20 protein-coding genes and 1 tRNA gene are annotated in these 24,093 nt (G+C 67.1%); 10 read left to right on the top strand and 11 right to left on the bottom strand.

The genetic code is table 11. The annotated features are described in order from the left end of the window. Positions 1 to 292 precede the first annotated feature (292 nt). Genes IHQ52_RS13455 through IHQ52_RS13440 form a run of 4 tightly spaced genes read right to left on the bottom strand, consistent with a single transcriptional unit; the run spans position 293 to position 5,572 of the window. Entirely contained in the window at positions 293 to 2,011 is a 1,719-nt protein-coding gene (locus tag IHQ52_RS13455; RefSeq protein WP_024497437.1) for a dipeptide ABC transporter ATP-binding protein, read from the bottom strand. After that, the gene (locus tag IHQ52_RS13450; RefSeq protein WP_024497436.1) at positions 2,008 to 2,892 is read right to left on the bottom strand and encodes an ABC transporter permease; all 885 of its coding nucleotides are present in this window, start codon (positions 2,890 to 2,892) and stop codon (positions 2,008 to 2,010) included. The genes IHQ52_RS13455 and IHQ52_RS13450 overlap by 4 nt, the downstream gene beginning before the upstream one ends. Next, the gene (locus IHQ52_RS13445; RefSeq protein ID WP_024497435.1) at positions 2,889 to 3,908 is read right to left on the bottom strand and encodes an ABC transporter permease; all 1,020 of its coding nucleotides are present in this window, start codon (positions 3,906 to 3,908) and stop codon (positions 2,889 to 2,891) included. The genes IHQ52_RS13450 and IHQ52_RS13445 overlap by 4 nt, the downstream gene beginning before the upstream one ends. After that, entirely contained in the window at positions 3,905 to 5,572 is a 1,668-nt protein-coding gene (locus IHQ52_RS13440; protein ID WP_024497434.1) for an ABC transporter substrate-binding protein, read from the bottom strand. The genes IHQ52_RS13445 and IHQ52_RS13440 overlap by 4 nt, the downstream gene beginning before the upstream one ends. A 213-nt stretch (positions 5,573 to 5,785) precedes the next feature. Between IHQ52_RS13440 and IHQ52_RS13435 the strand changes: the two genes are divergently transcribed. The 3 genes from IHQ52_RS13435 to IHQ52_RS13425 all read left to right on the top strand — a co-directional run bounded on the left by IHQ52_RS13435 (position 5,786) and on the right by IHQ52_RS13425 (position 9,940). Beyond that, entirely contained in the window at positions 5,786 to 7,168 is a 1,383-nt protein-coding gene (locus tag IHQ52_RS13435) for an LLM class flavin-dependent oxidoreductase (RefSeq protein ID WP_024497433.1), read from the top strand. Next, positions 7,165 to 8,364, top strand: a complete 1,200-nt coding sequence (locus IHQ52_RS13430) for an acyl-CoA dehydrogenase family protein (protein ID WP_024497432.1) — start codon at positions 7,165 to 7,167, stop codon at positions 8,362 to 8,364. The genes IHQ52_RS13435 and IHQ52_RS13430 overlap by 4 nt, the downstream gene beginning before the upstream one ends. Positions 8,365 to 8,554: 190 nt before the next feature. Then, the gene (locus IHQ52_RS13425) at positions 8,555 to 9,940 is read left to right on the top strand and encodes an IS1380 family transposase (RefSeq protein WP_024498686.1); all 1,386 of its coding nucleotides are present in this window, start codon (positions 8,555 to 8,557) and stop codon (positions 9,938 to 9,940) included. A gap of 419 nt (positions 9,941 to 10,359) precedes the next feature. Here IHQ52_RS13425 and IHQ52_RS13420 read toward each other — a convergent pair whose 3' ends face one another. Then, positions 10,360 to 11,733, bottom strand: a complete 1,374-nt coding sequence (locus IHQ52_RS13420; RefSeq protein ID WP_051349612.1) for an LLM class flavin-dependent oxidoreductase — start codon at positions 11,731 to 11,733, stop codon at positions 10,360 to 10,362. A gap of 417 nt (positions 11,734 to 12,150) precedes the next feature. On the opposite strand from IHQ52_RS13420, the gene IHQ52_RS13415 reads away from it, so the two are divergent. From IHQ52_RS13415 to IHQ52_RS13385, 7 genes are all read left to right on the top strand, one after another. Further along, positions 12,151 to 12,726 carry a recombinase family protein gene (locus tag IHQ52_RS13415; protein WP_024498709.1) on the top strand — a complete coding sequence of 192 codons (576 nt, stop codon included), beginning with the start codon at positions 12,151 to 12,153 and terminating at the stop codon, positions 12,724 to 12,726. Then, positions 12,723 to 13,025, top strand: a complete 303-nt coding sequence (locus IHQ52_RS13410) for a hypothetical protein (protein ID WP_024498708.1) — start codon at positions 12,723 to 12,725, stop codon at positions 13,023 to 13,025. The genes IHQ52_RS13415 and IHQ52_RS13410 overlap by 4 nt, the downstream gene beginning before the upstream one ends. A gap of 132 nt (positions 13,026 to 13,157) precedes the next feature. After that, positions 13,158 to 14,246 (top strand): ATP-binding protein, encoded by a 1,089-nt coding sequence (locus IHQ52_RS13405; protein ID WP_024498707.1) that lies wholly within the window; start codon positions 13,158 to 13,160, stop codon positions 14,244 to 14,246. Between the two features lie 312 nt (positions 14,247 to 14,558). Then, positions 14,559 to 14,987, top strand: a complete 429-nt coding sequence (locus tag IHQ52_RS13400) for a chorismate mutase family protein (protein ID WP_024498706.1) — start codon at positions 14,559 to 14,561, stop codon at positions 14,985 to 14,987. Position 14,988: 1 nt separating this feature from the next. Then, on the top strand, positions 14,989 to 17,109 hold the full coding sequence (gene pabB / locus IHQ52_RS13395) for an aminodeoxychorismate synthase component I (RefSeq protein WP_024498705.1): 2,121 nt from the start codon (positions 14,989 to 14,991) through the stop codon (positions 17,107 to 17,109). Then, positions 17,106 to 17,987 (top strand): prephenate dehydrogenase/arogenate dehydrogenase family protein, encoded by an 882-nt coding sequence (locus IHQ52_RS13390; protein WP_024498704.1) that lies wholly within the window; start codon positions 17,106 to 17,108, stop codon positions 17,985 to 17,987. The genes pabB and IHQ52_RS13390 overlap by 4 nt, the downstream gene beginning before the upstream one ends. Continuing rightward, on the top strand, positions 17,984 to 18,931 hold the full coding sequence (locus IHQ52_RS13385) for a diiron oxygenase (RefSeq protein ID WP_024498703.1): 948 nt from the start codon (positions 17,984 to 17,986) through the stop codon (positions 18,929 to 18,931). Before IHQ52_RS13390 ends, IHQ52_RS13385 begins: the two co-directional genes overlap by 4 nt. 149 nt (positions 18,932 to 19,080) lie before the next feature. On the opposite strand, the gene IHQ52_RS13380 is transcribed toward IHQ52_RS13385, so the two are convergent. The 6 genes from IHQ52_RS13380 to IHQ52_RS13355 form a co-directional block, all read right to left on the bottom strand. Then, positions 19,081 to 19,154: transfer RNA gene (locus IHQ52_RS13380), tRNA-Pro, on the bottom strand. 257 nt (positions 19,155 to 19,411) lie between these two features. After that, the gene (locus IHQ52_RS13375) at positions 19,412 to 20,314 is read right to left on the bottom strand and encodes a DDE-type integrase/transposase/recombinase (RefSeq protein WP_232513020.1); all 903 of its coding nucleotides are present in this window, start codon (positions 20,312 to 20,314) and stop codon (positions 19,412 to 19,414) included. A 119-nt stretch (positions 20,315 to 20,433) separates the two neighbouring features. Further along, positions 20,434 to 20,901, bottom strand: a complete 468-nt coding sequence (locus IHQ52_RS13370; protein WP_096273810.1) for a hypothetical protein — start codon at positions 20,899 to 20,901, stop codon at positions 20,434 to 20,436. A 101-nt stretch (positions 20,902 to 21,002) separates the two neighbouring features. Continuing rightward, positions 21,003 to 22,442 carry a ribosome biogenesis GTPase Der gene (der, locus tag IHQ52_RS13365; RefSeq protein ID WP_024498702.1) on the bottom strand — a complete coding sequence of 480 codons (1,440 nt, stop codon included), beginning with the start codon at positions 22,440 to 22,442 and terminating at the stop codon, positions 21,003 to 21,005. Continuing rightward, positions 22,439 to 23,134, bottom strand: coding sequence for a (d)CMP kinase (gene cmk / locus IHQ52_RS13360; protein WP_024498701.1), 696 nt, complete (start codon positions 23,132 to 23,134; stop codon positions 22,439 to 22,441). Before cmk ends, der begins: the two co-directional genes overlap by 4 nt. Further along, the gene (locus tag IHQ52_RS13355; protein ID WP_006435441.1) at positions 23,131 to 24,066 is read right to left on the bottom strand and encodes a pseudouridine synthase; all 936 of its coding nucleotides are present in this window, start codon (positions 24,064 to 24,066) and stop codon (positions 23,131 to 23,133) included. The genes cmk and IHQ52_RS13355 overlap by 4 nt, the downstream gene beginning before the upstream one ends. Positions 24,067 to 24,093: the final 27 nt, after the last annotated feature.

The following is a 24,093-nucleotide window of genomic DNA, read 5'->3' as shown; positions in this document are numbered from 1 at the left end:
ATCTTCTTGCGGCGTTTGCTCCGTCTCCGAGCAGTCATGAGACAGCCTTTCTCTGTACAGGAAATGCACACGAGGGATTCTTCGGCTTCCCGACCGAAGCACTGCCAGAGATATACCGGAACAGAGAAAACCGGACATTAACGACACCGGGCTCGCGACTCAGTTGGCCCGATAGTGACGGTTGGTACCACGCGCACCACCAGCACCATGCGCGTTCCGGCCCTCGGCGGCTGTCCCGCCGAACCGGTTCTGAACGGCACGGCCTCGACGCGATGGGAGCGTGCCGAGGCGTTCAGGCGATGAGCTCACCGCCGTCGACGGTGGGCACCGCGGCGAGCAGTTCACGCGTGTAGGGGTGCTCCGGGTTTCCGAAGACGCGGTCGGCGTCGCCGTACTCGACGACCTCGCCGCCGCGCATCACCAGGATGTCGTCGGCGACGTGGTGGATGACGCCGAGGTCGTGCGAGATGAAGACCAGTGAGACACCGGTTTCCACCTGAAGCATCGCGAGCAGGTCGAGGATACGGGCCTGGATCGACACGTCCAGGGCCGACACCGGCTCGTCGCACACGATCACCGACGGTTCGGGTGCCAGCGCCCGGGCGATGGCCACTCGTTGACGCTGCCCACCGGACAGGTGCAGTGGGTGACGCCATCGGAAGGCATCCGAGAGTCCGACGCTGTCGAGCAGTTCGGAGATACGGTCGTCGAGCGCCTTGCCGCGTAGGCCGCGGGAGCGCAGGCTGTCGCGCAGGATACGTTCGACGTTCCACCGGGGATCGAACGAGCTGAGGGGATCCTGGTAGATGACGGAGATCTGGTGCCGGTTCACCCGACGTTCGACATCGGTCAACGCGCTCCACGGCCGTCCGTTCAGCTCGACGGTCCCCGCGTCGGGGTCGGTGAGTCCGAGGACCATCCGAGCCGTCGTCGTCTTGCCCGATCCGGATTCGCCGACGATTCCCAGTGTCTTTCCTGGGAGGACGTCGAAACTCACACCGCGTACCGCCGGTCGCGCCGTGTTGTGCTTGCCCTCGAACGACTTTCGGAGATCACGGACGCGCAGCGAGGGAGTCGCGTGGGTCCCGGATGCCGCCGTGGGCTCCGGAAGGGTTTCGCCGCTCGTCAGGAGCGTGCCCTTGGAGGTGCGCGACGGCACCGATGCGAGCAGGTTTTTGGTGTATTCGTGCGTGGGGTTGCGCAGCACCTGATCGGTGGAGCCGTATTCGACGATCTCCCCGTGCCGCATCACCGCGACACGGTCGGCCAGGCGGGCGACGACGGCCAGGTCGTGGGAGATCAGGATGACGCCGTTGCCGCGTGTCTTGGCCTCGCCGAGGACGTCGAGGATCTGAGCCTGGACGGTGGCGTCGAGAGCGGTGGTCGGCTCGTCCGCGATGAGCAGCTTCGGATCCTGGGCGAGGGCCGATGCGATCAGCGCGCGCTGGCGTAGACCGCCGGAGAGCTCATGCGGACGCTGCGCGGCCCGGACGCGGGGTTCGGGGACGCCGACCAGTGTCAGCAGTTCGACGATCTTCTCCTCGCGATCCGCACGTCGGAGGGGCGATCGGCTCCGAAAGACGCCTCCGCCACGGGAATCCGAGTGCGCGGTCAGTGCTTCCCCGATCTCGCTCCCGACGGTACGCAGCTGGTCCAGCGACACCAGGGCATCCTGGAGGACGAAGCCGATCTCACGACCACGCAGACGACGCCAATCCCGGTCCTTGTATCCGAGCATCGACCGTCCGTCGAATGCGATGGTCGCGGCGCTGATCCGGGCACCCTCGCCCGTGAGCCCGATGAGCGTGCGCGCGGTCACCGACTTTCCCGACCCGGACTCGCCGACGATGGCGAGGCATTCGCCCGCGTCGACCGTGAACGAGACGCCCTTGACGACTTCCCGATCACCGAAGGACACATGCAGGTCCCGGATCTCGGCGAGCGGCGCCCGCGTGCCGTCGGTGTCGGCGCCGTCCGCCCGTTCCTCGATGGAGCTCGCGACCACGGTCATCGGGTTGTTCCTTCCAGTCGGGCGCCGAGGTGGCGTCCCACGGTGGTGAATGCCAGTGCGGTGATCACGATGACGAGGCCGGGGAAGATCTCCAGCCACCACGCCACCGTGATGTAGGTGCGTCCGGCGTCGAGCAGTGCGCCCCACTCGGGCGACGGCGGCGCGACACCGAGACCGAGGTAGGCCAGCCCCGACGCCCAGATGATCGCCTGGCCGATGCCGAGTGTGGCGGTCACGATCATCGGACGGAGAGCGTTGGGAGCGATGTGCTGCACCAGGATTCGCGTCCGCGAGTGTCCCAGCGCGGTCGCCGCCTCGATGTAGGCGGCATTGCGGACCGTCAGGACCTGTCCGCGGATGATCCGGGCATAGCCCGGGGCGATGCCGATCCCGATCGCGAATATCAGTGTGTACGGTCCGGGGCCGAACACCGACGTCAGCAGGAGTCCGAGGAGGATCGTCGGAAAGGCGAACAGAACGTCGATCCAACGATTCGCCAGGGCCTGCGCGATCCGGCCCGAGAGCCCGGCCGTGATTCCCAGCGCCACGGCCAGCAACAGGGCCACGGCCACCGCGCCGAGGCCGATGGCGAGGGACTGCCGAGTGCCGAAGATGATGCGAGTCAGAAGATCTCGACCCGACAGGTCGGTACCGAACGGATGCGCCCAGGTCGGCGGCGACAGCGTCTCGTCGAGGTTGATCGCGAGCGGGTCGTACGGCGCGATCAGCCCAGGTACCACCGCCGCAAGGGCCAGCAGGACCAGCACCCCGAGCGCGGCGATGACGGTGGGCGGCAACGACCACGGCCGCCGTGACGTCTCCGGTAGCGCGGTGACCGTGCTGCGGGACGTCTTGATGGACGGTTTCTGGGTGGTGGTCACGGGACCTCGATCCGGGGGTCGATGACGGTGTACAGGAAGTCCACGAGCAGGTTGGCGACCGTGTAGATCGCGGCGACGAGCACGACGATGCCGCTGACCAGTGGGACGTCTCTCGAACTGGCGGCTGCGACGAGGGTCTGGCCGATGCCCGCTCTCGCGAACACCGTTTCGGCAATGACCGCACCCGAGAGCAGGGCACCCATGGCCCAACCCGAGACGGTCACGGCGGGAATGACCGAGTGGCGCAACACATGTCGGGCACGAACCGACAGATCGCCGAGACCCCGGCTCCGGGCCGTGAGGACGAAGGGCTGGTCGAGTGCGCGTGCGAACTCGTCGCGGGCGATGCTGCCGAGGAATCCGGCGAGGGGAATCGCCAGTGTGAGCACCGGGAGAACCAGTCCGCGCAGCGAATCGCCGCTCTCGACCGGGAACCACGCGAGGTTGATCGCGAAGACCACCAGCAGGATCGAGCCCAGCCAGTACTGCGGGAGTCCGGCGCTCACGGTCTCGAGCAGGGCGCCGAGCGCGCCGCCCGGCCCACGGCGGCCGGCCGTCAGCGTCGTGGTCACCAGCACCAGGAGCCAGGCGACGATCAGCGCACTGATGGTCAGGACCAGGGTGGGACCGAGCTGGGCGGCGATCACCTCGGTGACCGGCTCGCTCAGCTGGTACGACGTACCGAGGTCACCGTGCAGCAGACCCTGCAGGTAATGCAGATACTGCTGCCAGATCGGATCGGTGAAACCGAACTGATCGTTCACCGGGCCCACCTCGTCGGCCGTGCGTTCCCGGCTCTCGCCCGACGACAGGTTCAGCAGCAGCGTCGCGCGGTCACCGGGTGCGAGCACCTGCAGGAGGAACGTGATCGTCGCGGCCGCCCACAGCACGAACACGGCCGAGCCGAGCTTGCCGAGCCACCGCAACCACACCGCCGAGCCCCTGGGTCGTCGACGCGCGACCGGCCGGCCCGCCGAGCCCGCGTCGACGATCGTCTTGTCGGTCTGAATGGTCATCGCACAAACCTCGCATCCGCGAACACCAGTTCACCCTGGGATTTCTCGACCCACACGTCGTGCAGCTTCGGGTTCGCTGCGATCGAGGTCGTTTGTGTGTACAGCCCGATCGACAGCGCCTGGTCACCGATCAGCTTCTGGGCCTGACTGTAGAACTCGCGCTGTTCCGCGGGGTCTGCCGAGCTGTTGGCCTTCTCGATCAGTCCCTGGAGAGTAGGATCGTTGTAGTAGGCCGTGTTGTGCGGGTTGGGTGAGTCCTCGAGCCGCTGGCGCCAGTTGATGTAGAGCAGGCCGGGAGTCGGACTCGTCCAGTAGCCGACGTAGGCGTCGTAGGTGTCCGGCTTGGCGTAGTTGCCGCCGAAGTACTCGCTCTGCGTCGCCGGGACGAGTTCGATGTCGAAGCCGACGTCGCGGGCCTGGTACGCGATGTTCTGCAGGATCGCCGCACCCTCGGGTCCGACGATGGCATCGGCCGCGTACACGAGCCGCGCGGTCAGCCGCCGACCGTCCTTGGTGCGGACGCCGTCGTCGTCACGCGAAGTCCACCCCGCCTCATCGAGCAGGGCGTTCGCCTTGTCCGGGTCGCGATCATACGCGCCGGCGGACGGATCGTAGTCGGGAGTGCTCTGACTGAGGGCGCCGTTCGAGTTGAACGGCACCACACCGAGAAACGCAGTCTCCACCGCCTTCTCGCGGTCCGCGGAGTACGCGAACGCCTGGCGCACCCGGACGTCGTCGAACGGTGCGTGGGCGACGTTGAGCGTGATCGCGTTGGGGCGACCCGGGGTCACGTACTGCTTGGTCTGGAATCGCGTTGTCGCGTCGGCCCAGTTGATGGGCGGGACGTTGTAGATGACGTCGGACGAACCACTGGTCAAGGAGCCGTACCGGAGTACCGGGTCCTTGAGGAACTTCCAGATCACCTTGTCGACGTAGGCCGGTCCCTGATGTCTCGCATTGGCCGGCGCCGAGTTGTAGTTCGGGTTGCGCACGAAGGTGATGCTGCGGTTGCGATCCCAGCGTTCGATGATGAACGGTCCCGATCCGACCGGCTGCGAGCAGTTCGCCTTCTTCCCACGCGCGAGCGCGGTGGGCGACTGGATTCCGAAGTAGCCCTGGGTGAGAACGGTCAGGAGCGGACTGTACGGCTGCTTGAGATGCAGCGCGTAGGTGTTGCGGTCGATGACCTCTCCCCCGGCGTAGTACTGGCCGATGTAGGCCATCACCGTCCCGTTGGGTGCGTCCGGATCGAGGTACTTGTCGAAGTTGGTCTTCACCGCAGCCGCGTCGAGATCGGTTCCGTCGCTGAACTTCACGTCGGGCTTCAGGCGGAAGGTGTAGGTCTTTCGGTCGGGCGAGATCTCCCAGCTCGTCGCCAGCCACGGCACCGGCGTCCCGTTGTCGTCGAGCGAGACGAGATTGTCGAGGTATTGCCGTGCGAGATAGGCGTTCTGGACCCAGCCGCCGTGTATGCACGGCGGTTCCTGCTCGTGCCCGTACTCGATGACGCCCCCGTCGACGTACTCGCCGGCCGCCGCGGGAACGCCCCGCGATGTGCCGTCGCCGGTCGCCGGACGCTCGCCGCACGCCGACAGCAGAGTGGCGGCCGACAGACCCACCGCCAGGAGGGCTCGGGTCCGTCTGGAACGGACAGATCTGAACACGGCAGGTACTCCTCGATATCGAGAGTCAGGATTCGACAGTGATCGAAAGCGGAAGGGGCGGCGGGCCGGCACGGAAGTCTCGGCACAGCTGAATCAGCACTCTGACCCGCGGTCGTCGTCGTACGGTAACGACCGAAGGCGTCTGCGTCAGGCTTTGGAGTCACCCTGAGCACAACGACACACGAGACGGCGCGCGAACGTACCGTCGTTCGGGTGTCAGAGCCAAAACCCTTGCGTTTCGCCGCCTTTGTGATGAACACGACCTCCCACATCCTGCATGGGGCGTGGCGTGCCCCCGGTGCGCGGCAAACGGATTTCAACTCGCTGCAGCACTGGATCGACCTCGCAAAGACGTTGGAGGAGGCGCGATTCGACTTCGTCTTCTTCGCCGACGTCGTCGGACTCTACGACGATTACCAGGGCGACTGGAAGAAGTTCGTGGACACCGGATTGCAGATCCCCAGCAACGACCCGATCGTTCTCGCGTCCGCGTTGGCGTCGCACACCGAGAATCTGGGCATTGCCATCACCAGCTCGATCCTGCAGGAACACCCCTTCGATTTCGCCCGCAAGATCTCGACGCTCGATCACGCGTCCAATGGCCGCATCGCGTGGAACATCGTCACGAGTCTGTCCCAGAATGCCTGGCGCAACTTCGGATACGACGGGATCACCGCCCACGACGACCGGTACGCGTGGGCCGAGGAGTACGTCGACGTCGTCTACAAGCTCTGGGAGGGCAGCTGGGACGACGGCGCGCTGATCCAGGACAAGGCCAGCGGCGTCCACGCAGACTTCGACAAGGTACACAAGATCCATCACGTCGGTGACCGCTACCGCGTCGAGGGACCACACCTCGTGGCACCCTCGCCGCAGCGCACACCGGTGTTGTTCCAGGCGGGTTCGTCACCGACGGGCCGCCGCTTCGCCGCTCGCAATGCCGAGGCACAGTTCATCGTGTCGCCCACTCCGCAGGCCGCCAAGGGCCTCGTCGACGACACCCGTCGTCTGGCGGTCGAGGCCGGCCGGGACCCTCAGGACATCCAGTTCTTCCAGGGGCTCTCCTTCGTCATCGGCAGCACCGAGGAGGAGGCACGCCGGAAGGCCGCCGAACTCGACGAGTACATCGATCCGAGCACGATCCTCGCCCACTCGGCGGGTGGTCTCGGGCTCGATCTCGGCTTCTACGATCTCGACACCCCGATCGGCGAGATCCACACCGAGGGCACGCAGAGCACCCTGCTGTGGCTGCGCGAGGCCGTGCCCGACCGTGAGCCGACCGTCCGTGACCTGGCCGAACTGCGCAGCCGCAGTGGACGGGTCGTCGGCACCCCCGAGCAGATCGCGGACCGCCTGGCCGAATGGCGAGATGCGGGCGTCGGTGGCATCAACGTCATCAACGCGACAATCCCGGGAAGCTACGTCGAGTTCGCCGAGCACGTCCTGCCGGTGCTGCGGGAACGCGGACTCGCCCAGCACGAGTACGCGCCGGGCACGACGCGGCGCAAGCTCACCGGCCGGGATCGCCTGCCCGAGTCCCATCCCGCGGCGGCGTATCGCGGTGCGTTCGCCGAAAGGGTCGAGGTGTCGGCGTGAGCGTGCTGAGCCGTGTCGTCGCGGACCGATCGGCGATCCTGTCCGAGATCGGGGCCGATGCCGCGGTGCGTGAGCTCACCGGCATCGATCCTCACGCCCAAGTTCGGTTGCTCAGTGAAAATGGCTATACCGCTTTGACTCTCGACGACGACTCCGGTCCCGGGGCCGGCACTCCCGAGCTGTTCGGGTTCCTCATCGATCTGGCCCGCGCCGATCCGATCGTCGCCCACATCCTCCGTGCGCACTACTGGTTCGTCGAGCAGATCCGCCGGTTCCCCGACGGGCCCGTGCGCGACCGCTGGGTCGCGGAGATCGCCGCGGGAAAGGTCTTCGGCAACGCGACCAGCGAACGCACCGGAAGCGCGGGTTCGCTCTCGTTCCAGACCGAGCTGGAGGCGGTCGACGGCGGGTGGCTGCTGACCGGGACCAAGTTCTACAGCACCGGCACCGCGTTCTCGGACTACGTCTCTGTGACCGCGACCGTACGGGGCGGTGAATTCGACGGCAAGGTCGCACGGATCGTCCTGCCCGTCGACCGTGACGGCGTGACCGTCGTCGACGACTGGGACGGGATCGGTCAGAACCGCACGGGTACAGGCACGACCACCCTGGACCGCGTCCCGGTGTCCGCCGACGACGTCCTGGCCTTCACAGACCCCGCGTCAGCCGCTCCGCTGGCGAACGACGGCCCGTTTCTTCAGCTCTACCTACAGGCACTGATCACCGGAATCCTGTTGTCGGTCGGTGATGATGCGACCACGCTGCTGCGGTCGCGGACGCGAACGTTCGATCATGCCCCCGTGGATTCGCCGCGCCACGATCCCGTGCTCCTCGGGACCGTCGGCGAGATCGACGCGGCCGCCCACGTGGCGAGGGCCGCCGTCCTCGACGCCGCTCGGACGATCGAGGAGGCGTTCGCGCCGGCGCGCAGCGGCGTGATCGATCCCGACCTGTTCATCAAGGCCTCGGTGGCGGCCGCGCGGGTGAAGGTTCACGTGGACCGCGTCGGTCTCCGCGCCGCCGCGGACCTGTTCGACGTCGGCGGCGCGTCGTCGGCGAGCCGGACCACGAACTTGGACCGGCACTGGCGCAACATCCGCACCGTCACCCTGCACAACCCGACGTCGTACAAGGCCATCGCCCTGGGCGACCTCCTGGTCAACGACACTCCCCTGCCGGCGAACGGGTACTTCTGACCACAACCCTCGCTCCCGGGAGGCTGAGGCACGGCAGCACCCCCGTCCCGCTCCCTGAGCCTGGATGCACCGATTTGGGGTGAGGTTTCTGGTGTTTGATGGGGTGTTGAGAAGCGAGATGCCTTGCTGCAGTGCAAGAATGGGACTTGTCTAAGGAACACATTCAGGCACGAAGAAAGGCATCTCGCAGATGCGATTCTCTCATACCAACCCGGTAGCAGCAGCCTCGTTCGACGACCCGAACCTGATCGCCGCAGCGGGGGTCGTGCCGGTGATGGGCTTGGCCACCTCGTGCAGCTTGGCCGACCTGGCCGACGAGTGGCTCACGATCCCCACCGACAAAGGCGCCCACCCAGGAGCGAAGGTATCGGCGCTGGTCACCGGCATGGTCATGGGTGCGGACAGCATCGCCGACATGGGTGTGCTGCGTCACGGAGCGATGGGTACCCTGTTCGACCGCACCTACGCACCGTCCACGCTGGGATCGTTTCTGCGGATGTTCACCTACGGCCACACCCGCCAACTCGACGCAGTCGCCACCCGGTTTCTCGGCGAACTGACACGACAGACCAGCCTGCTCGGTGATCTCAGTAATCCCAGCGCCTCGGTGATGCTCGACATCGATGACACTGTCATCGAGGTCCACGGCTATGGCAAACAGGGCGCGCAGGTCGGTTACACCGGCACCCGCGGACTCAACGTGTTGCTGACCACGCTCACCGCCCCAGGACGGGCCCCGGTGATCTGTGGGCAGCGCCTACGCCGCGGTGCTCGCGGTTCCTCGCACGGCGCAGCGTCAATGATCACCTCAGCACTGAAGACGCTCACCCGTCTGAGGCCCACCACCACTGCACCACCAGTGCTGGTGCGTGCCGATTCCGCGTTCTACTCCTACGACATGGTCCGCGCCTGCCTGGCCCACGGTGCGCACGTCTCGATCACCCTGCGGCGCCAACCCGACGTCCTGCGCGCCATCGCCAACATCGACGCCACCGCCTGGACACCGATCACCTACACCCGCCCGGTCTATGACCCCGACACCCACACCGTGGTCCACCGCGCCCAGGTCGCGGCCACCCCGTTCACCGCATTCACCGGCAACATGAGCGGCAAGAAGCCAGTGCCTGGTCACCTGATCGTGCGGCGAGTACCCGACGAACAAAGCACCCAGACCGGCGAGTTGTTCCCGATCTGGCGCTACCACGCGTTTTTCACCAGCCAACCCGACCCCGATCCGGTCACCGCCGACGCCATCCACCGCGGACACGCCATCATCGAAAACGTCCACGCCGACCTCAAAAACGGGCCCCTGGCCCACCTGCCCTCGGCACAGTTCGCCGCGAACAACGCCTGGCTGACCTGCGCAGTCATCGCGTTCAACCTCTCCCGCGCCGCGGGATGTGTGGCCGGGATGACCACCGCCACCACCGCCACCGTGCGCCGCACCCTGATCAGCATCGCCGCCCGCATCTCCCGCTCAGCACGCCGCGTGACCTTGCACCTACCCCGCGACTGGCCCTGGCAACCGTACTGGCAGAACCTCTTCGACCACACCCACCATCGAAAACCCGCGTAAACCCCTACCAACCCCGCCCACCCCCGGGCCCAACCAGGACACCCAGTGAAACAAGCCGACATTCCGAGATCGGCAGACCACCCACGCCCACATACCACCACCCCCAAAACCGCACGCCCACAACACCCTCCACCACCACCGGCACACCACATCGGTGCATCCAGGCTGAGGTGTGAGGAGCGCTAGCGACCGCCCCCGCTCCCTGAGGTGTGAGGAGCGCTGGCGACGAACCTCGAAGGGCCTGGCGACATTTCCTCGCCAAGCCCTTCGATACGCTCGCAAGCTCGCTACTCAGGGAGCAGAGCCTCACGCTCGCAAGCTCGCTACTCAGGGAGCAGAGCCTCACGCTCGCAAGCTCGCTACTCAGGGAGCAGAGCCTCACGCGCACAAGCTCGCTACTCAGGGAGCAGGAGCGCGCGTCAGTTCGCCGCACCAGCGAACGCCTCGTCGCCGGCTTTGCCGGCCCCCGCGCCGAACGCGCCGCGGTACCGGGTCGCATGGTGGCGATCCGGCAACCGGTCCCCTTCTCCGAAGATCTTCTGGCGCAGGGTGCCGTCGGAGTACTCGCTCTGGATGAGACCACGCTTCTGCAGCGTCGGGATCACCTGGTCGACGAAATCCTCGTAAGAGGTGGGGATCTCGTAGTTCATGAGGTTGATGCCGTCGACGCCGCTCTGCTGCCAGGCAGCGAGCTCGTCGGCGATTTTCTCCGGGGTCCCGATTATGCGGAGATTGGTCGCGGTGTGGTGTGCGACGTCACGCAGCGTGGCCGGGCGGCCGGTCACGAGGTCGTTGATCCAGCCGATCATGGACTGGACTCCCTCGGTCTTGATCTCGCCGACCGGGGTGTCGAGGTCGTCGTGACCGAAGTCGATGCCGATGGAACCCGACATGTGCGCGAGGTGGCCGTCGTGGTCGATCCACTCGTCGAGTTCCGCGGCGACGCGTGCTGCTTCGGCTTCGGTCGACGTCGGCACGACGTACAGCCCCTGGAAGAACTTCAGGTCGTCGGCTCGACGCCCGAGCGCGACCGCACGCCGGCGGATGTCGGAGGTGTCCCGGAGTGCGGCTTCACGGTTCGGCGTTCCGAGGAACACTGCTTCGGCGTTCTGCGCCGCGAAGTTGCGGCCGGCCTCTGAGGCACCCGCCTGGAAGAGGAACGGCGTGCGCTGGGGGCTCGGCGACACCAGGTGTGGCCCCTCGACCTGGTACCGCTCACCGACGTGGTTGATGCGGTGGACCTTGTCGTAATCGGCGTGGACGCCGCGCTCACGGTCCTGCAGCAGCGCGTCGTCGTCCCAGCTGCCCTCCCACAGCTTGTAGGTGACGTCGACGTACTCGTCGGCCCACGCGTAACGCGCGTCGTGGGCGGTGAGTCCTTCGAGACCGAAGTTGCGGCTGGCATTGGGCAGGTAGTTCGTCACGATGTTCCACGCGATACGACCCTTCGTCGCGTGGTCGAGTGTCGAGATCCGGCGGGCGAAGTTGAACGGATGCTCCTGCAGGATGCTCGCGGTGAATGCGATGCCGAGATGCTCTGTCGCGTAGGCGATCGCGCTGGCGAGCACGCTCGGGTCGTTGCTCGGGACCTGCAGACCGGCTTCGAAGTACTTCCGCTCGTCACCGCGGTACGGGGCGTAGAGCCCGACGACGTCGGCGAAGAAGATGGCGTCGAACTTTCCACGCTCGAGAGTCTTCGCGAGATTAACCCAGTGGTCGAGGTCGTTGAAGTCGGCCGACCTCGACGACGGGCGACGCCACGTGCCCTGGACGATGTGGCTCGTGGTGTTCATGACGAACGCCGCGAAGTGGAGTGGGCGGACAGGTTCTTGGGACACGAGTGCTGCTTCTTTCACGACGAGGGACGCGACTACGACTGCTGCACCCTAGGTGCGTCCGGTTTGCCGGGGCACGCTTACGCGCAGTGTGATCGAAACCCGACAGTCGGCGCGCACTCCCCCTGCGACTCAGCGGCCGATGACGTCAGGTTCCCTCCCGGCTCCCGGAGCACTGCACACGCAGATCAAAACCGGGTGCCGTCTCGAAACTTACGAGACCCCCTTTTGCGACACGTACTTCTTGAAAATTCCCCCAGTTGCGCGACTTCTGCGAATCGAGTCTCGAATCTCGGCGCGTCTCAGAAACTGTATCGAGACTTTTGAGATAGAGTCCTCCTCGTGACGGAAGAAGTGAGAGGTGGCGCACCGGGGATGGCTCTCGGATACGCGCGCGAGACCCCGGGAGCCCACGCTCTCGGTCCACAGATCGACGCATTGACGGAAGCAGGGGTGGATCCAGGACGGATCTACTCCGACGCCGCCGACCGGGTTCGGTCCGCGGACCGTCGGGCGGGCATGAATGCACTGCTGGACTACGCGCGGGCCGGAGACACGACCGTCGTTGTGGGAATCGATCGCCTCGGCCGTAACATTCGCGAAGTCATGGCCATCACACGCGAACTCGCGAAACGCCGCATCGGCCTCCGCTCGTTGCGCGAGGGGATCGACACCGACGATCCCGCCGGCGCGATGGTCGTCGGCGTCCTGGCGTCCCTGGCCGAACTCGACGACCTCTCCCCCACCCCCGCCTCGGCGAGGCCACTGACGACGGCGAACCGGCGACCGGCGTCGACCGTCGGACGCCCGCGAGTCCTCGACGACGAGCAGGTGCTGCGCGCCGAACAGATGCGGGCCGCAGGCGAATCCGTGCCGAGGATCGCCCAGGCGCTGGGGGTCAGCCGTGCAACGCTCTACCGTACTCTCGCCGAAAGGCGCACGGTCCGTTGACAGATCACGAGCACGAGCTCCCCGACCTCGACATCGTCACCGAATACGGCATCGTCACCCGGCTTCCCACGTCGTTTCCGATCTACGACGCCGACCTCGACGAGCATCTCGATCCCGATCTCTTCCAGAAGGGGTTCGACGACGCGGAAGCCGCGCTGTGCGCACTGCCGGCACCGTGGGCACGTCAGCTCGCATCGTCGACCCTCGACTGCCCGCCCGACCCCGACGACGAGGAACCCAGCTACACCCGCGGCTATCGTGCCGCCCTGTACGGGTACCTGCGGCACGCCCGCAAGTGAAGGCCGGGATCGCCACCTGAACATCGCAGCGCTGGCTACAAGTAGCGCTCGGGGCAGGTGGCGATTCCCCGACACCGCCCCACGCGACCCTGCGAGTCGGTGCCGAGGCCTCCGACGCCGTATTGTTCAGGCGTGGTCCAGCTGACAGTGGGAAGCCATCGCGACGACGCGACATCCGAAGTCGTTCTCTCCGCCCTGAAGTTCAACCGTCACACCTTCTGGTGCGGCCAGAGCGGTTCGGGCAAGACCTACGCGCTCGGTGTGGTGCTGGAGCAGTTGCTCCTGAGCACCCGACTCCCGCTGCTCATCCTCGACCCGAATGCCGACTTCACCCGGTTGCCGGAGACGAGGGACAGCTCCGACCCCGAAGCCGCCGCGACCATCGCCGCATCCGACATCCGGGTGCTGCATTCGACGCGGCGCGACCTCCCCCAGCTGCGGACGCGGTTCACCGACCTGCCGCTCGCCGCGAAGGCCGCGGTCCTGCAGCTGGATCCGATCGCCGACGCCGACGAGTACAACGTCCTGCTCCACGCCGACGCCACTCTCACCGGCACGCCGGACCAGAGCACCTACATCACAGCGCTGCGCGCCTCCGCCGACCCCGGCCACCAGCGGCTGGCCAAGCGGATCGAGAATCTCCAGGTCCTCGACTGGGACCTGTGGGCGCGGGGCGAGGTCGCGGCCACCGACATCGTCGACGAGCGCCCCCAGGCAACCGTGCTCGACCTGGGCGGGTTCGCCCACCCGGCCGAACCCAAGGTCGCCGCCCTCAGCGTGCTCGAACACCTGTGGGCTCGCCGCGAAGAGCGTCGACCCGTGCTGATCGTCATCGACGAGGCCCACAACATCTGCCCGCCCGTCGCCACCAGCGCCGTGGAGCAGGCCCTGATCGATCGCGTCGTGCAGATCGCGGCCGAAGGCCGCAAGTTCGGTCTCTGGCTTCTCCTGTCCACGCAACGGCCGACGAAGATCCACCCCAATGTGCTGTCCCAGTGCGACAACTTGTGCCTGATGCGGATGAACGCCCCGCGCGATCTGGCCGAACTCGCCGACACGTTCGGGTTCGTCGGCGAACACATGCTGGCGGAGTCACCCGAGTTCCGCCAGGGCGAAGCCCTCTTCGCGGGCGGGTTCATCACCACCCCCACCTTCACCCGGATGGGAGCTCGGATCACCGAAGAGGGCGGCGCCGACGTCGGGGTGCCGCTGCCCGCTTGAACGCCCTGTCCGGCCGTCCCACTGGCCCGACACGAGTTCGTGCGCCGCGCGGGCACGGCCAGACCGACGCGATCGAACCACCCCCCATCTGATCGGACGACAGTGATGTCGCGGTCGTTGGTGAATCGTGACCGGGCGGTGACGCCAACTCCCTCACAGTGCACGCGGTCGGTGCGACTATGGACCGAGTCGGGGGACGCGGTTCGCGAGCACGAACCGGGCGCAGGACCAGTCGAGGTCGGCGTCGCAGCATCTCGGCGGTTCAAGTTGGCGGGCCGCACTTCCCTTCGGACAGTGCAAGGTGGTCGTGCCGTGAACGAATCGATGGGCGACAAGGGACAGATGCTGGGTGCGAGCGACGTCGGCGAACGCGAGCTCGCGGACCTCCGTGCGGAGTTGGACGGTATCGACGACCGACTGCTCGAGGACGTGCGCGCCCGGATAGAGGTGTGCACCCGCATCGCGCACCTCAAGCAGCGATACACCATTCCGGTGATGCAGCCGCGCCGTGTCGGAGCGGTGCACGAGCATGCCCACCGATACGCCCTCGATCACGACCTCTCCCCGCAATTCCTGCACGACCTCTACGACCTGCTCATCTCGGAGACCTGCCGGGTGGAGGACCTGATCGTGGTGACCGAGGAACTGCGGACCAACAGCGTCCCGGCCGAGAACGCAGGACCGGATCGTGCCCTCACCGAACGGATTGCCGCGGACATCGGCGGCCCGAGCACGGACTGAGGTGGCCGCCGTGCGGACACTACTCATCGACAACTACGACTCGTTCACGTACAACCTGTACGCGGTGTTGACGGAGGTCAACGGCCGGGAGCCGACGGTCGTCGCCAACGACGTGCCGTGGTCGTCGGTGGACCTGACGGCGTTCGACAACGTGGTGGTCTCCCCCGGCCCGGGCCGGCCGGACTGCGCGCGCGACTTCGGGATCAGCGCGCGGGCCCTGACCGACAGCGGGCTTCCCGTGCTCGGCGTGTGTCTGGGCCACCAGGGACTGTGTCACGTGTTCGGCGGCCCGGTGGTACCGGCGCCCGAACCTCGACACGGACGGATCAGCGCGGTGCACCACGACGGCAGAGGCCTGTTCGCGGGACTGCCGTCCCCGTTCCGGGCGGTGAGGTACCACTCCTTGGCGGTCGTGGAGGTCCCCGACGTGTTGGAGGTCCAGGCGTGGTCGGACGACGGTGTCCTGATGGCGGTACGTCATCGGGAACTGCCGTTGTGGGGGGTGCAGTTTCACCCGGAATCGATCTGCTCCGAGTACGGCCGGGAACTCCTGGCGAACTTCGCGGCAGCGACGCCGGTGCGGGCGCCCCGGCCGACCCGGGCGGCAAGGATTCCCCCGACGGCAGCGGAGACCGAAGCGCCGGCGACGAAGCCGAGAGACCGCTACCGGATCCGATCGGTGAAGGTGGACCGGGTCGTGGACCCCGGGGCGGTGTACGAGCGGTTGTTCGCCGGTGGACCGAACAGCTACTGGCTGGACGGGTCGGCGGCCGACGAAGCGGACGGCCGGTTCTCCGTGATGGGTGACTGCTCGGGTCCGCGCGCCGAATACGTGACCTACCGCGTCCCGGAAATGACCGTGCGAGTAGAACATTCGGACGGGACGGTGGAGAAGATCCGCAGCACCTTCTTCGACTATCTCGGCGCGCAACTACGGGAGCGGTCGGTGGCGCCGCGCTCGGATCCACCATTCGGGTTCTGTCTCGGCTACGTCGGCTATCTCGGCTACGAACTCAAGGCGGACACCGGCGGGCAGCTGGCACACGCGTCCGAGCAGGCCGATGCGGCGCTCGTGTTCGCGGACCGGGCCGTGGTGATCGACCACGAGCGGGGATGTGCGTACGCGCTGGCACTCGAATCGGTGGACGGCCCGGATCCCGACACCGCAGACCCCGATACCGCGCGGTGGTTACACGAGACGGCGTCGACCATTGATGCGATGCAGGACACGCTTCCCGAGCCACCAGTAACGGCTCCCCCACTGGTCCCGGCGTCGGAAGAGGTGCCGATCGTATTCCGGCACAACCATCCGACGTACTTGAGGCTCGTCGAACAATGCCTGGCGGAGATCCGCTCCGGGGAGACCTACGAGGTGTGCCTGACGAACACGGCGACCGTGCACCGCAGCCTCGATCCCGTGTCCGGGTACTCGTGTCTGCGCGAGATCAGCCCGATGCCCTACAACGCGTTGCTCCAGTTCTCGGGACTGTCGGTGCTCAGCGCGTCCCCGGAACGATTCCTGAAGGTGGGTGCGGACCGGACGGTGGAGTCGAAACCGATCAAGGGCACCCGGCCGAGGTCGGCGGACCCCGTCGAGGACCAGGGGTTTCGGTGCGACCTGCGAGCCAGCGAGAAGGACCGGTCGGAGAACCTGATGATCGTCGACCTCGTCCGCAACGACCTGTCGCGGGTTTGCGTGCCGGGGTCGGTACATGTGCCCTCCCTGTTCGATATCGAGACGTACGCGCCCGTGCACCAGATGGTGTCGACGGTGCGCGGGACGCTGCGCGAGGGGCTGTCAGCGGTCGACTGTGTGCGGGCGGCATTCCCCGGCGGATCGATGACCGGTGCTCCGAAGATCCGCACGATGGAGATCATCGACAAACTCGAAGCCGGTCCGAGAGGGGTGTATTCGGGCGCGATCGGCTACTTCTCGCTGACCGGAACCGCCGACCTGTCCATCGTGATCCGCACCATGGTCGCGACCGGTTCCGAGGTGACGTTCGGGGTGGGGGGCGCGATCGTCGCGCTGTCGGATCCGGACGAGGAGTTCGAGGAGACGATGGTCAAGGCGCTGACGATGCGACGCTGCCTGTCTGTCGCCGAAGAGAGTGACCCGTGACCGGACCACCCGTCCCAGGTGCACGGTCGGTGGTCGTCGCCGGCGGCGCCGGGGCGGTCGGGACGATGCTCGCCGACCGATGGCGCGGTGACGGGAACACCGTGCACGTGCTCGATGCCTGCTCGGGCGATGACATCCGATCCCCCGGCCCAGAGGCGACGAAGCGATTGCGCGAGGCGGACGTCGTGGTCCTCGCGGTCCCGGAGGATGTCGCGCTCGCCGCGGTCGCGGACGTGAGTCCACTGCTGAGTCCGACAGCACTGCTGGTGGAGACACTGTCGGTGAAGACGCGGTTCTCTGCGGCCGTAGCCCGTCTCGACGCCGCCGATCGCGACCGGGGCGCGTCGATCGTCGGGATCAATCCCATGTTCGCGCCGTCCCTCGGCCTGCCCGGGCGCACGGTCGCGGTGGTCGTCCATCGGGGCGGCGCGGGCGCAGACCGTCTGCTCGAGGACCTCGCTCGGTGGGGCGCGCGAGCGGAGATCACGACCGCGGACCGGCACGACCGGTTGTGCGCGGCGGTGCAGGCCCTCACCCATGCGACGATCCTGTCGTTCGGATGCGCGCTCGCCGACCTCGGAGTCGACGCCGACGAGGCGGCGGCGCTGGCCACCCCGCCGTTCACGACGATGTCGGCGTTGCTGGCGCGGATCACCGGCGGGACACCGGAGGTGTATCGAGACGTGCAGGAGTCCAACCCGTGTGCGCCCGCCGCGCGGGAGGCATTGGGGCGGGCCGTATCCCGGCTGTCGGCCGCGTCCGAGGGCGACGCCGACGACTTCACAGCGCTCCTCACGCGGGCCGGTGTCCCGCTGGGCGACCACGCGGACGGGTACGCGCGAGTGTGTGCGCGGATGTTCGAAGGACTGCCGTCGTGAGCGGCCACGTGCCCGAGCACGACGCCTCCGATCCGGTGGAGACTGCGGTCATCCGCGGGCTGGTCCGCAGCTGGCCGCGGCGGGCGACGGTGCGGCGCAACGAACCCGAACTCGACTCGCTCACGATGGACGACCTCTACGACGACACCTGCGTCGACTACCCAGAGGTGCTGCTCCCCTTCGCCGGGCATCCGGTCTGGGAGCGGCTCGACGAGGGTGTCCGGTCCCGCATCCTGGCGTGGGCGTGGATCGCCTACAACAAGAATGTCGTCGACATCGAACAGGACGTGGTGACACCTGGTTTCGGGCTGCTTTTCCGGGACGCGTTCGGCACCGGCTTCTCCGATGCGGGCCGGGCGGCGGTGGTGCAGTCGATGGTCGACGAGGAGTACCACACGCTGATGCACCTGAACGCGTCCGCGCTGACCCGGCGTCGACGCGGCTGGGCGCTGCCGGACGCAGCCTTGCCGGAGACGTCGACCGTGCGGCGGCATCGGGAGGCGCTCTCGCGGGCGGAATCGGCGCGTGCCGCGGCCTTGACGACCCTCGCGTACGCGACGGTCGCGGAGACCTCGATCGCGGACTACCTGACCCTGATCGCCGACGACCGGACGATCCAACCGGTGCACCAAGCCACCATCGCGTTGCACCGCCGAGACGAGCGCGCACACGCCTCGGTTGCGTCCGAGATGATCGCCATGGTCCACGACCGGCTCGACCGACACGACCGGAACATCCTGGCGCGGGCCCTGCGTGATGGCGTCGACGCGTTCACGGCCACCGATGGGACGACGTGGTCGGCGATCCTCGCCGTCGAACAGGTCCCGGCCGGCGATGCGATGCTGCGCGAGGTCGCCGAGGACCCCGATCGCCGCCGATTTCTGCAGGACTGCACCGCGATCGACCGGCTGCTCGCCCGGTTCGGTGAGCTCGACCGGTGCTGACCACGATTCTGCGTGCACCCCGCCGACCCCGAACTTCCTCAGCGGACGGCCTGTTCGTGCAGGAAGGATCGTCGAGTATTTCGATCGCGTCGACAAGAGTCCGTGACAAGACGAAGGCCCCGTCCGCAATGCGGACGGGGCCTGCTCTGTCGGGCTGACAGGATTTGAACCTGCGACCACTTGACCCCCAGTCAAGTGCGCTACCAAACTGCGCCACAGCCCGTTGCTCCCTGCTCAAGCGGAGCGAGATAAAGCCTAGCCGACGACTGCCGTTCGGAACCAATCGCCTGGTCAGGCGGGGTTCCCGGCCGGTCGTCAGATGTCGCGAAACGTGGCGCCGGGCGCAACGATCGACGACATCTGCTACCGCGACCTAGACCGCGGACCGCATCTTGAACCAGATCCAACCGCCGGTGACGATTGCCAGACCCAGTCAAACCCACCAGTTTTCGGCAAACGCACCACCCGACGCGGAATTTCTCAACCTGTCTGAGACAGGACTTGGTTGGTTGTTCTTCTGTGGTTGATCCCGACGGTGGTCGGGATTTCCGGGGCCCGGGGTGGGCGCCGGAAGCGTTGCGGGTGGGCCAGGTAGTGGCGGTTGAGCAGTGTTTGGCGGTGCTGCCGCTGCTGGGTGGCAGTACCGTCGAACACCGAGGCCGGGGTGTGCCAGGCCAACCCGCTGTGGCGATGCTCGTCGGCATAGGTGGCGAGGAAGGTGGCGGTCCAGGCGCGGGCGTGGTCGATGTGGTCGAACCGGTCGGGACACTGCAGGTCGTATTTGATGGTCTTGAACAGCGATTCGGAGAACGGGTTGTCGTCACTGACTCGGGGCCGGGAGAACGAGGCTTCGATCTTGGCAGCCTGCAGGGCGTCGAGCAGATCGCGTGAGCGCATGATCGCCCCGTTGTCGGCGTGGAGCACCTGCGGGGCGCCGTAGCGGGTGAAGGCGGCGGCGAACATGTCGACTGCCAGGGCGGTGTCCTCGACGTGCTCGATGCGCCAGGCGACCGGGTAGCGGGAGAACACATCGATCACCAGGTACAGCTTGTAGCGCTGGCGGGATGGTCCTTTGAGTTCGGTGACATCCCAGGACCACAACTGCCCCGGCGCCGTCGCTACCGCTTTGGGCGCCGGGCGTGCGCACCCGCCGCCGTGCCTGCCTTTGCGGCGATCACCGGTCATCTGTTCGGCTTTGGCAATGCGGTAGAAACTGCTCTGCGAACACGGCACCCGACCGGCATCGAAAGCCCGCCAATAGGTTTGGCACACTGACAGCTCGGCGTATTGCTCGTCTTCGAGTACCGCTCGTGCCTGGGCACGCTCACCGGCAGTCAATGCCGCCGGCTGTTGGCGGGCGTGCTGCGGGACCGGATCGGTCACCGGTGTGTAGTGCCGATACCGGCGAGTGAGGCGATAAAACGTTGCCCGCGGCAATCCCGCCCACACACATGCCGCCGCGATCGTCATCCCAGCTGCGGCCAACGCGATGACCGTCTCGACTAGGACAGTCCTTTGCGGTGCAGCCACTGCTGGTACTGTTCGGCGCTCATCAACGCCGGTGGGATCTGCTCCTCCTCGCTCGTCGAGCTCGCGGTGATCCCGTCCATGAGCTCGATAGCTTTTCCCATGATCTCTTGAATGGCTTCGGCCTGTTCGACCTTCTTACGTAGCCGTTGGTTCTCAGCGCGTAACCGCGCCAACTCGGCTCGTTCCTGAGCATCCACCCGGCGCGATCCTTTCGACTTGAGTGCTGCCGACACCATCGACACCTCAAAGTCTCCCCGATCACGGGCGTGCAACCAGCCCCGCACCGTGGCCCGCGACAGAGCATGCTCGCGCAGCAACCGGGCACGGCCACCGCGCTCCAGCGTCGCCGCATCCCACAACTGCAAAAACTCGACCTTGAAACCAAGCGGGTAAGACCGCTGCCCATTCGGGGTTCGGCCGACCTCGACACTGATAGTCATCACACATTCCGATCCCCGCACACCCCGCCAGGTGTCTCACAAACAGCCTGACAGGATGCGCGACGCGGGGGTGATTCTGCCGAAAAAGGGTGGGTCTGCGGTCAGCGTTTGCGACGCTGCTCCCGCTTGTCGCGCACACGCACGTTGATGCGTACCGGCGAGCCGTCGAAGTTGAACTCCTCGCGCAGGCGACGCTCCAGGAAGCGGCGGTAGCCGGCCTCGAGGAAGCCGGTGGTGAAGAGCACGAAGGTCGGCGGTCGTACCGACGCCTGGGTCGCGAACATCACGCGCGGCTGTCGCCCGCCGCGCAGCGGCGGCGGGTTGGCCGCGATGACGTCCTTGAGCCAGCTGTTCAGCGGTCCGGTCGAGATGCGCTTGTCCCACGAGTCGAGTGCGCTCTCCATCGCGGGTACCAGCTTCTGGACCGCACGACCGGTCGACGCCGAGATGTTCACCCGGCGCGCCCACGGCACGCGGGCGAGCTCGCGATCGATCTCCTTGTCGAGCTGGTAACGACGATCCTCGTCGACCAGGTCCCACTTGTTGAACGCGATGACCAGCGCACGACCGCTCTCGATGATGAGCGACAGCACGCGAAGGTCCTGCTCGGTGATCGGCTCCGACGCGTCGATCAGCAGGATCGCCACCTCGGCGGCGTCGAGTGCCGACCGCGTCCGCAACGACGCGTAGTACTCGTGACCACTCGCGGTGCGCACCTTGCGCCGCAGGCCGGCGGTGTCGACGAAATGCCAGGTCTTGCCGCCGACTTCGACGATCTCGTCGACGGGGTCGACGGTGGTCCCGGCGACGTTGTCGACGACGGAACGCTCGGTGCCGGCCAGCTTGTTCAACAGCGAGCTCTTGCCCACGTTCGGCTTGCCGACGAGTGCCACACGACGCGGGCCGCCCAGCACCGGCGCCTCGCGCGGAGTCGCGGGCAGCTTCTCCAGGATGACGTCGAGCAGGTCACCGGCGCCACGACCGTGCGCCGCCGACACCGGGTGCGGCTCGCCGAGTCCCAGCGACCACAGGGCGGCCGTGTCTGCCTCCATGCGCTCGCTGTCGACCTTGTTGGCGCACAGGATCACCGGGGTCTTCGACCGTCGCAGGACACGCGCCACGGCCTCGTCGGTGGCGGTGGCGCCCACGGTCGCATCGACGACCACGACGATGGCGTCGGCGGTCCGCATCGCGAGCTCGGCCTGGGCCGCGACTGCCTGCTGCAGACCCTTGGCGTCGGGTTCCCAGCCGCCCGTGTCGACGACCGTGAAGCTACGTCCCGACCAGCTCGCCGAGTAGGACACACGGTCACGCGTGACTCCCGGGATGTCCTCGACCACGGCCTCGCGACGGCCGAGGATGCGGTTGACGAGAGTGGACTTGCCCACGTTGGGTCGCCCGACGATCGCCAGCACCGGCATGTGCTCGAACTCGGCGGCACCGTCGGCACCCTCGATATCGGCCAGCTGCCAATCGGATTCGTCCGCCCACGTGCCGTCACCCGGCAACGCCGCCACATCGGTCTCGAAGTTGTCGCTCACCGTTCTGATGCTCCGATCCGGGTCTCCACGAGGCCGCTCAGTTCGTCGAGCACCTCCATCAGGGTCTTGTCGCTGGTGTCGACGACGACGGCATCGTCGGCGGCACGCAACGGCGACACCGCGCGCGTCGAATCGAGATGATCGCGGCGGTTCACGCTGTCGAGAACGGCTGCGTAGTCGCTGTCGCGACCCGCGGCCAGGTTCTGCTTGTGCCGCCGGTCAGCGCGTGCCTCCGGCGTCGCGGTCAGGAAGATCTTGACGTCGGCGGCCGGGAACACCACGGTCCCGATGTCGCGTCCCTCGACCACCACGAAGCGGTCCTGCGCGTTCTGCCGCTGCAGCGCAACGAGTTTGGTTCGCACCTCGGGAACGGCGGACACCGCCGAGACCGCGCTGGTCACATGGTCGGTCCGGATCGGCCCGGACACATCGCGACCGTCGAGCAACACCGTCGACGACCCGTCTCCGGTGGGGATCAACTCGATGTCGACCGCGTCCACGACCCGGGCGATACCGGCCGGATCATCAAGTGCCACACCGGCATCGAGGACCGCCAGGGTCACCGCGCGGTACATCGCACCGGTGTCGAGGTAGCTGGCACCGACCTTCTCGGCGAGCAGCTTCGACACCGACGACTTGCCCGTACCGGCCGGCCCGTCGATGGCGACGACGCGCGTGGTGCCAGCGGTCACAGCCCGACCGCCTTGTACAGCGCGCCGACCTCGTCGTTGCCGAGGACACGCAGGCTGCCCGGCCGTTGCTCTCCGAGCGCGACGGTACCCACATGCGTGCGAACGAGTTTCGTGACCGGGAAGCCGACCTCGTCCATCATGCGGCGCACGATGCGGTTCCGGCCCTCGTGCAGGGTGATCCGCACCAGCGACTGTCCCTCGTGGACCTCGATGACGGTGAACCTGTCGACCTTGACCGGACCGTCCTCGAGTTCGATCCCCTCACGGAGTTGACGAGCGACCCCGCGGGGCACCTCACCCTTCAGGGTCGCGAGGTAGGTCTTGGGCACCTCGAACGACGGGTGCATCAGCCGGTGGGCCAGCTCGCCGTCGTTGGTGAGCAGCAGCAGACCTTCGGTGTCGGCGTCGAGGCGGCCGACGTGGAAGAGACGCTGTCCGGCCATCACGCGTTCGGCGACCACGTCACCGACGCACGGACGACCCTGGTCGTCGGCCATGGTCGACTGCCAGCCCTTGGGCTTGTTGAACGCGAGGTACTGACGCGTCTCGTCCATGATCACGCGTGCATCGTCGACGTGGATGATCGCGGTGTCGGGGTTGATGCGCAGGCCCTGCTCGGTGACGACGACGCCGTCGACCTTCACACGTCCGGCGGCGATCATCTCCTCGGCGCCGCGGCGCGAGGCGACGCCGGCCTGGGCGAGTACCTTCTGGAGTCGCACACCGTCCTCGACGAAGGCCGGTCCCGTGCCGCTCACCTGCTCCGGCGCCACCTGATGGCGTGCGGGCCGGGCGTTGTTGAGCCGGATCTTCCCGACATCGGCGTTCGGTTTCGACGACCCCTTGCGGTGCGTCTTCTTGGTTCGCGGTTGCTGTGCGGGGGCGCCCTTGCGGCGTTTTCCCGGTGAGCCATCTCGGCCAGCGGAAGCCATTGTTCTCAATCCTGTGTGTGGGTGGAC

This window comes from Gordonia amicalis (genome assembly GCF_022059885.1).
GTDB lineage: Bacteria > Actinomycetota > Actinomycetes > Mycobacteriales > Mycobacteriaceae > Gordonia > Gordonia amicalis.
Note: the sequence above shows the minus strand (reverse complement) of the source record. Positions and strands in the feature narration are given on the sequence as shown.

What these genes read in the sequence shown, in the direction of transcription:
- IHQ52_RS13420 (WP_051349612.1), bottom strand. Translation starts at nt 11,733, where the DNA reads ATGAACACCACGAGCCACATCGTCCAGGGCACGTGGCGTCGCCCGTCG.
- IHQ52_RS13425 (WP_024498686.1), top strand. Translation starts at nt 8,555, where the DNA reads ATGCGATTCTCTCATACCAACCCGGTAGCAGCAGCCTCGTTCGACGAC.
- IHQ52_RS13445 (WP_024497435.1), bottom strand. Translation starts at nt 3,908, where the DNA reads ATGACCATTCAGACCGACAAGACGATCGTCGACGCGGGCTCGGCGGGC.
- IHQ52_RS13370 (WP_096273810.1), bottom strand. Translation starts at nt 20,901, where the DNA reads ATGACTATCAGTGTCGAGGTCGGCCGAACCCCGAATGGGCAGCGGTCT.
- IHQ52_RS13355 (WP_006435441.1), bottom strand. Translation starts at nt 24,066, where the DNA reads ATGGCTTCCGCTGGCCGAGATGGCTCACCGGGAAAACGCCGCAAGGGC.
- IHQ52_RS13455 (WP_024497437.1), bottom strand. Translation starts at nt 2,011, where the DNA reads ATGACCGTGGTCGCGAGCTCCATCGAGGAACGGGCGGACGGCGCCGAC.
- IHQ52_RS13415 (WP_024498709.1), top strand. Translation starts at nt 12,151, where the DNA reads ATGGCTCTCGGATACGCGCGCGAGACCCCGGGAGCCCACGCTCTCGGT.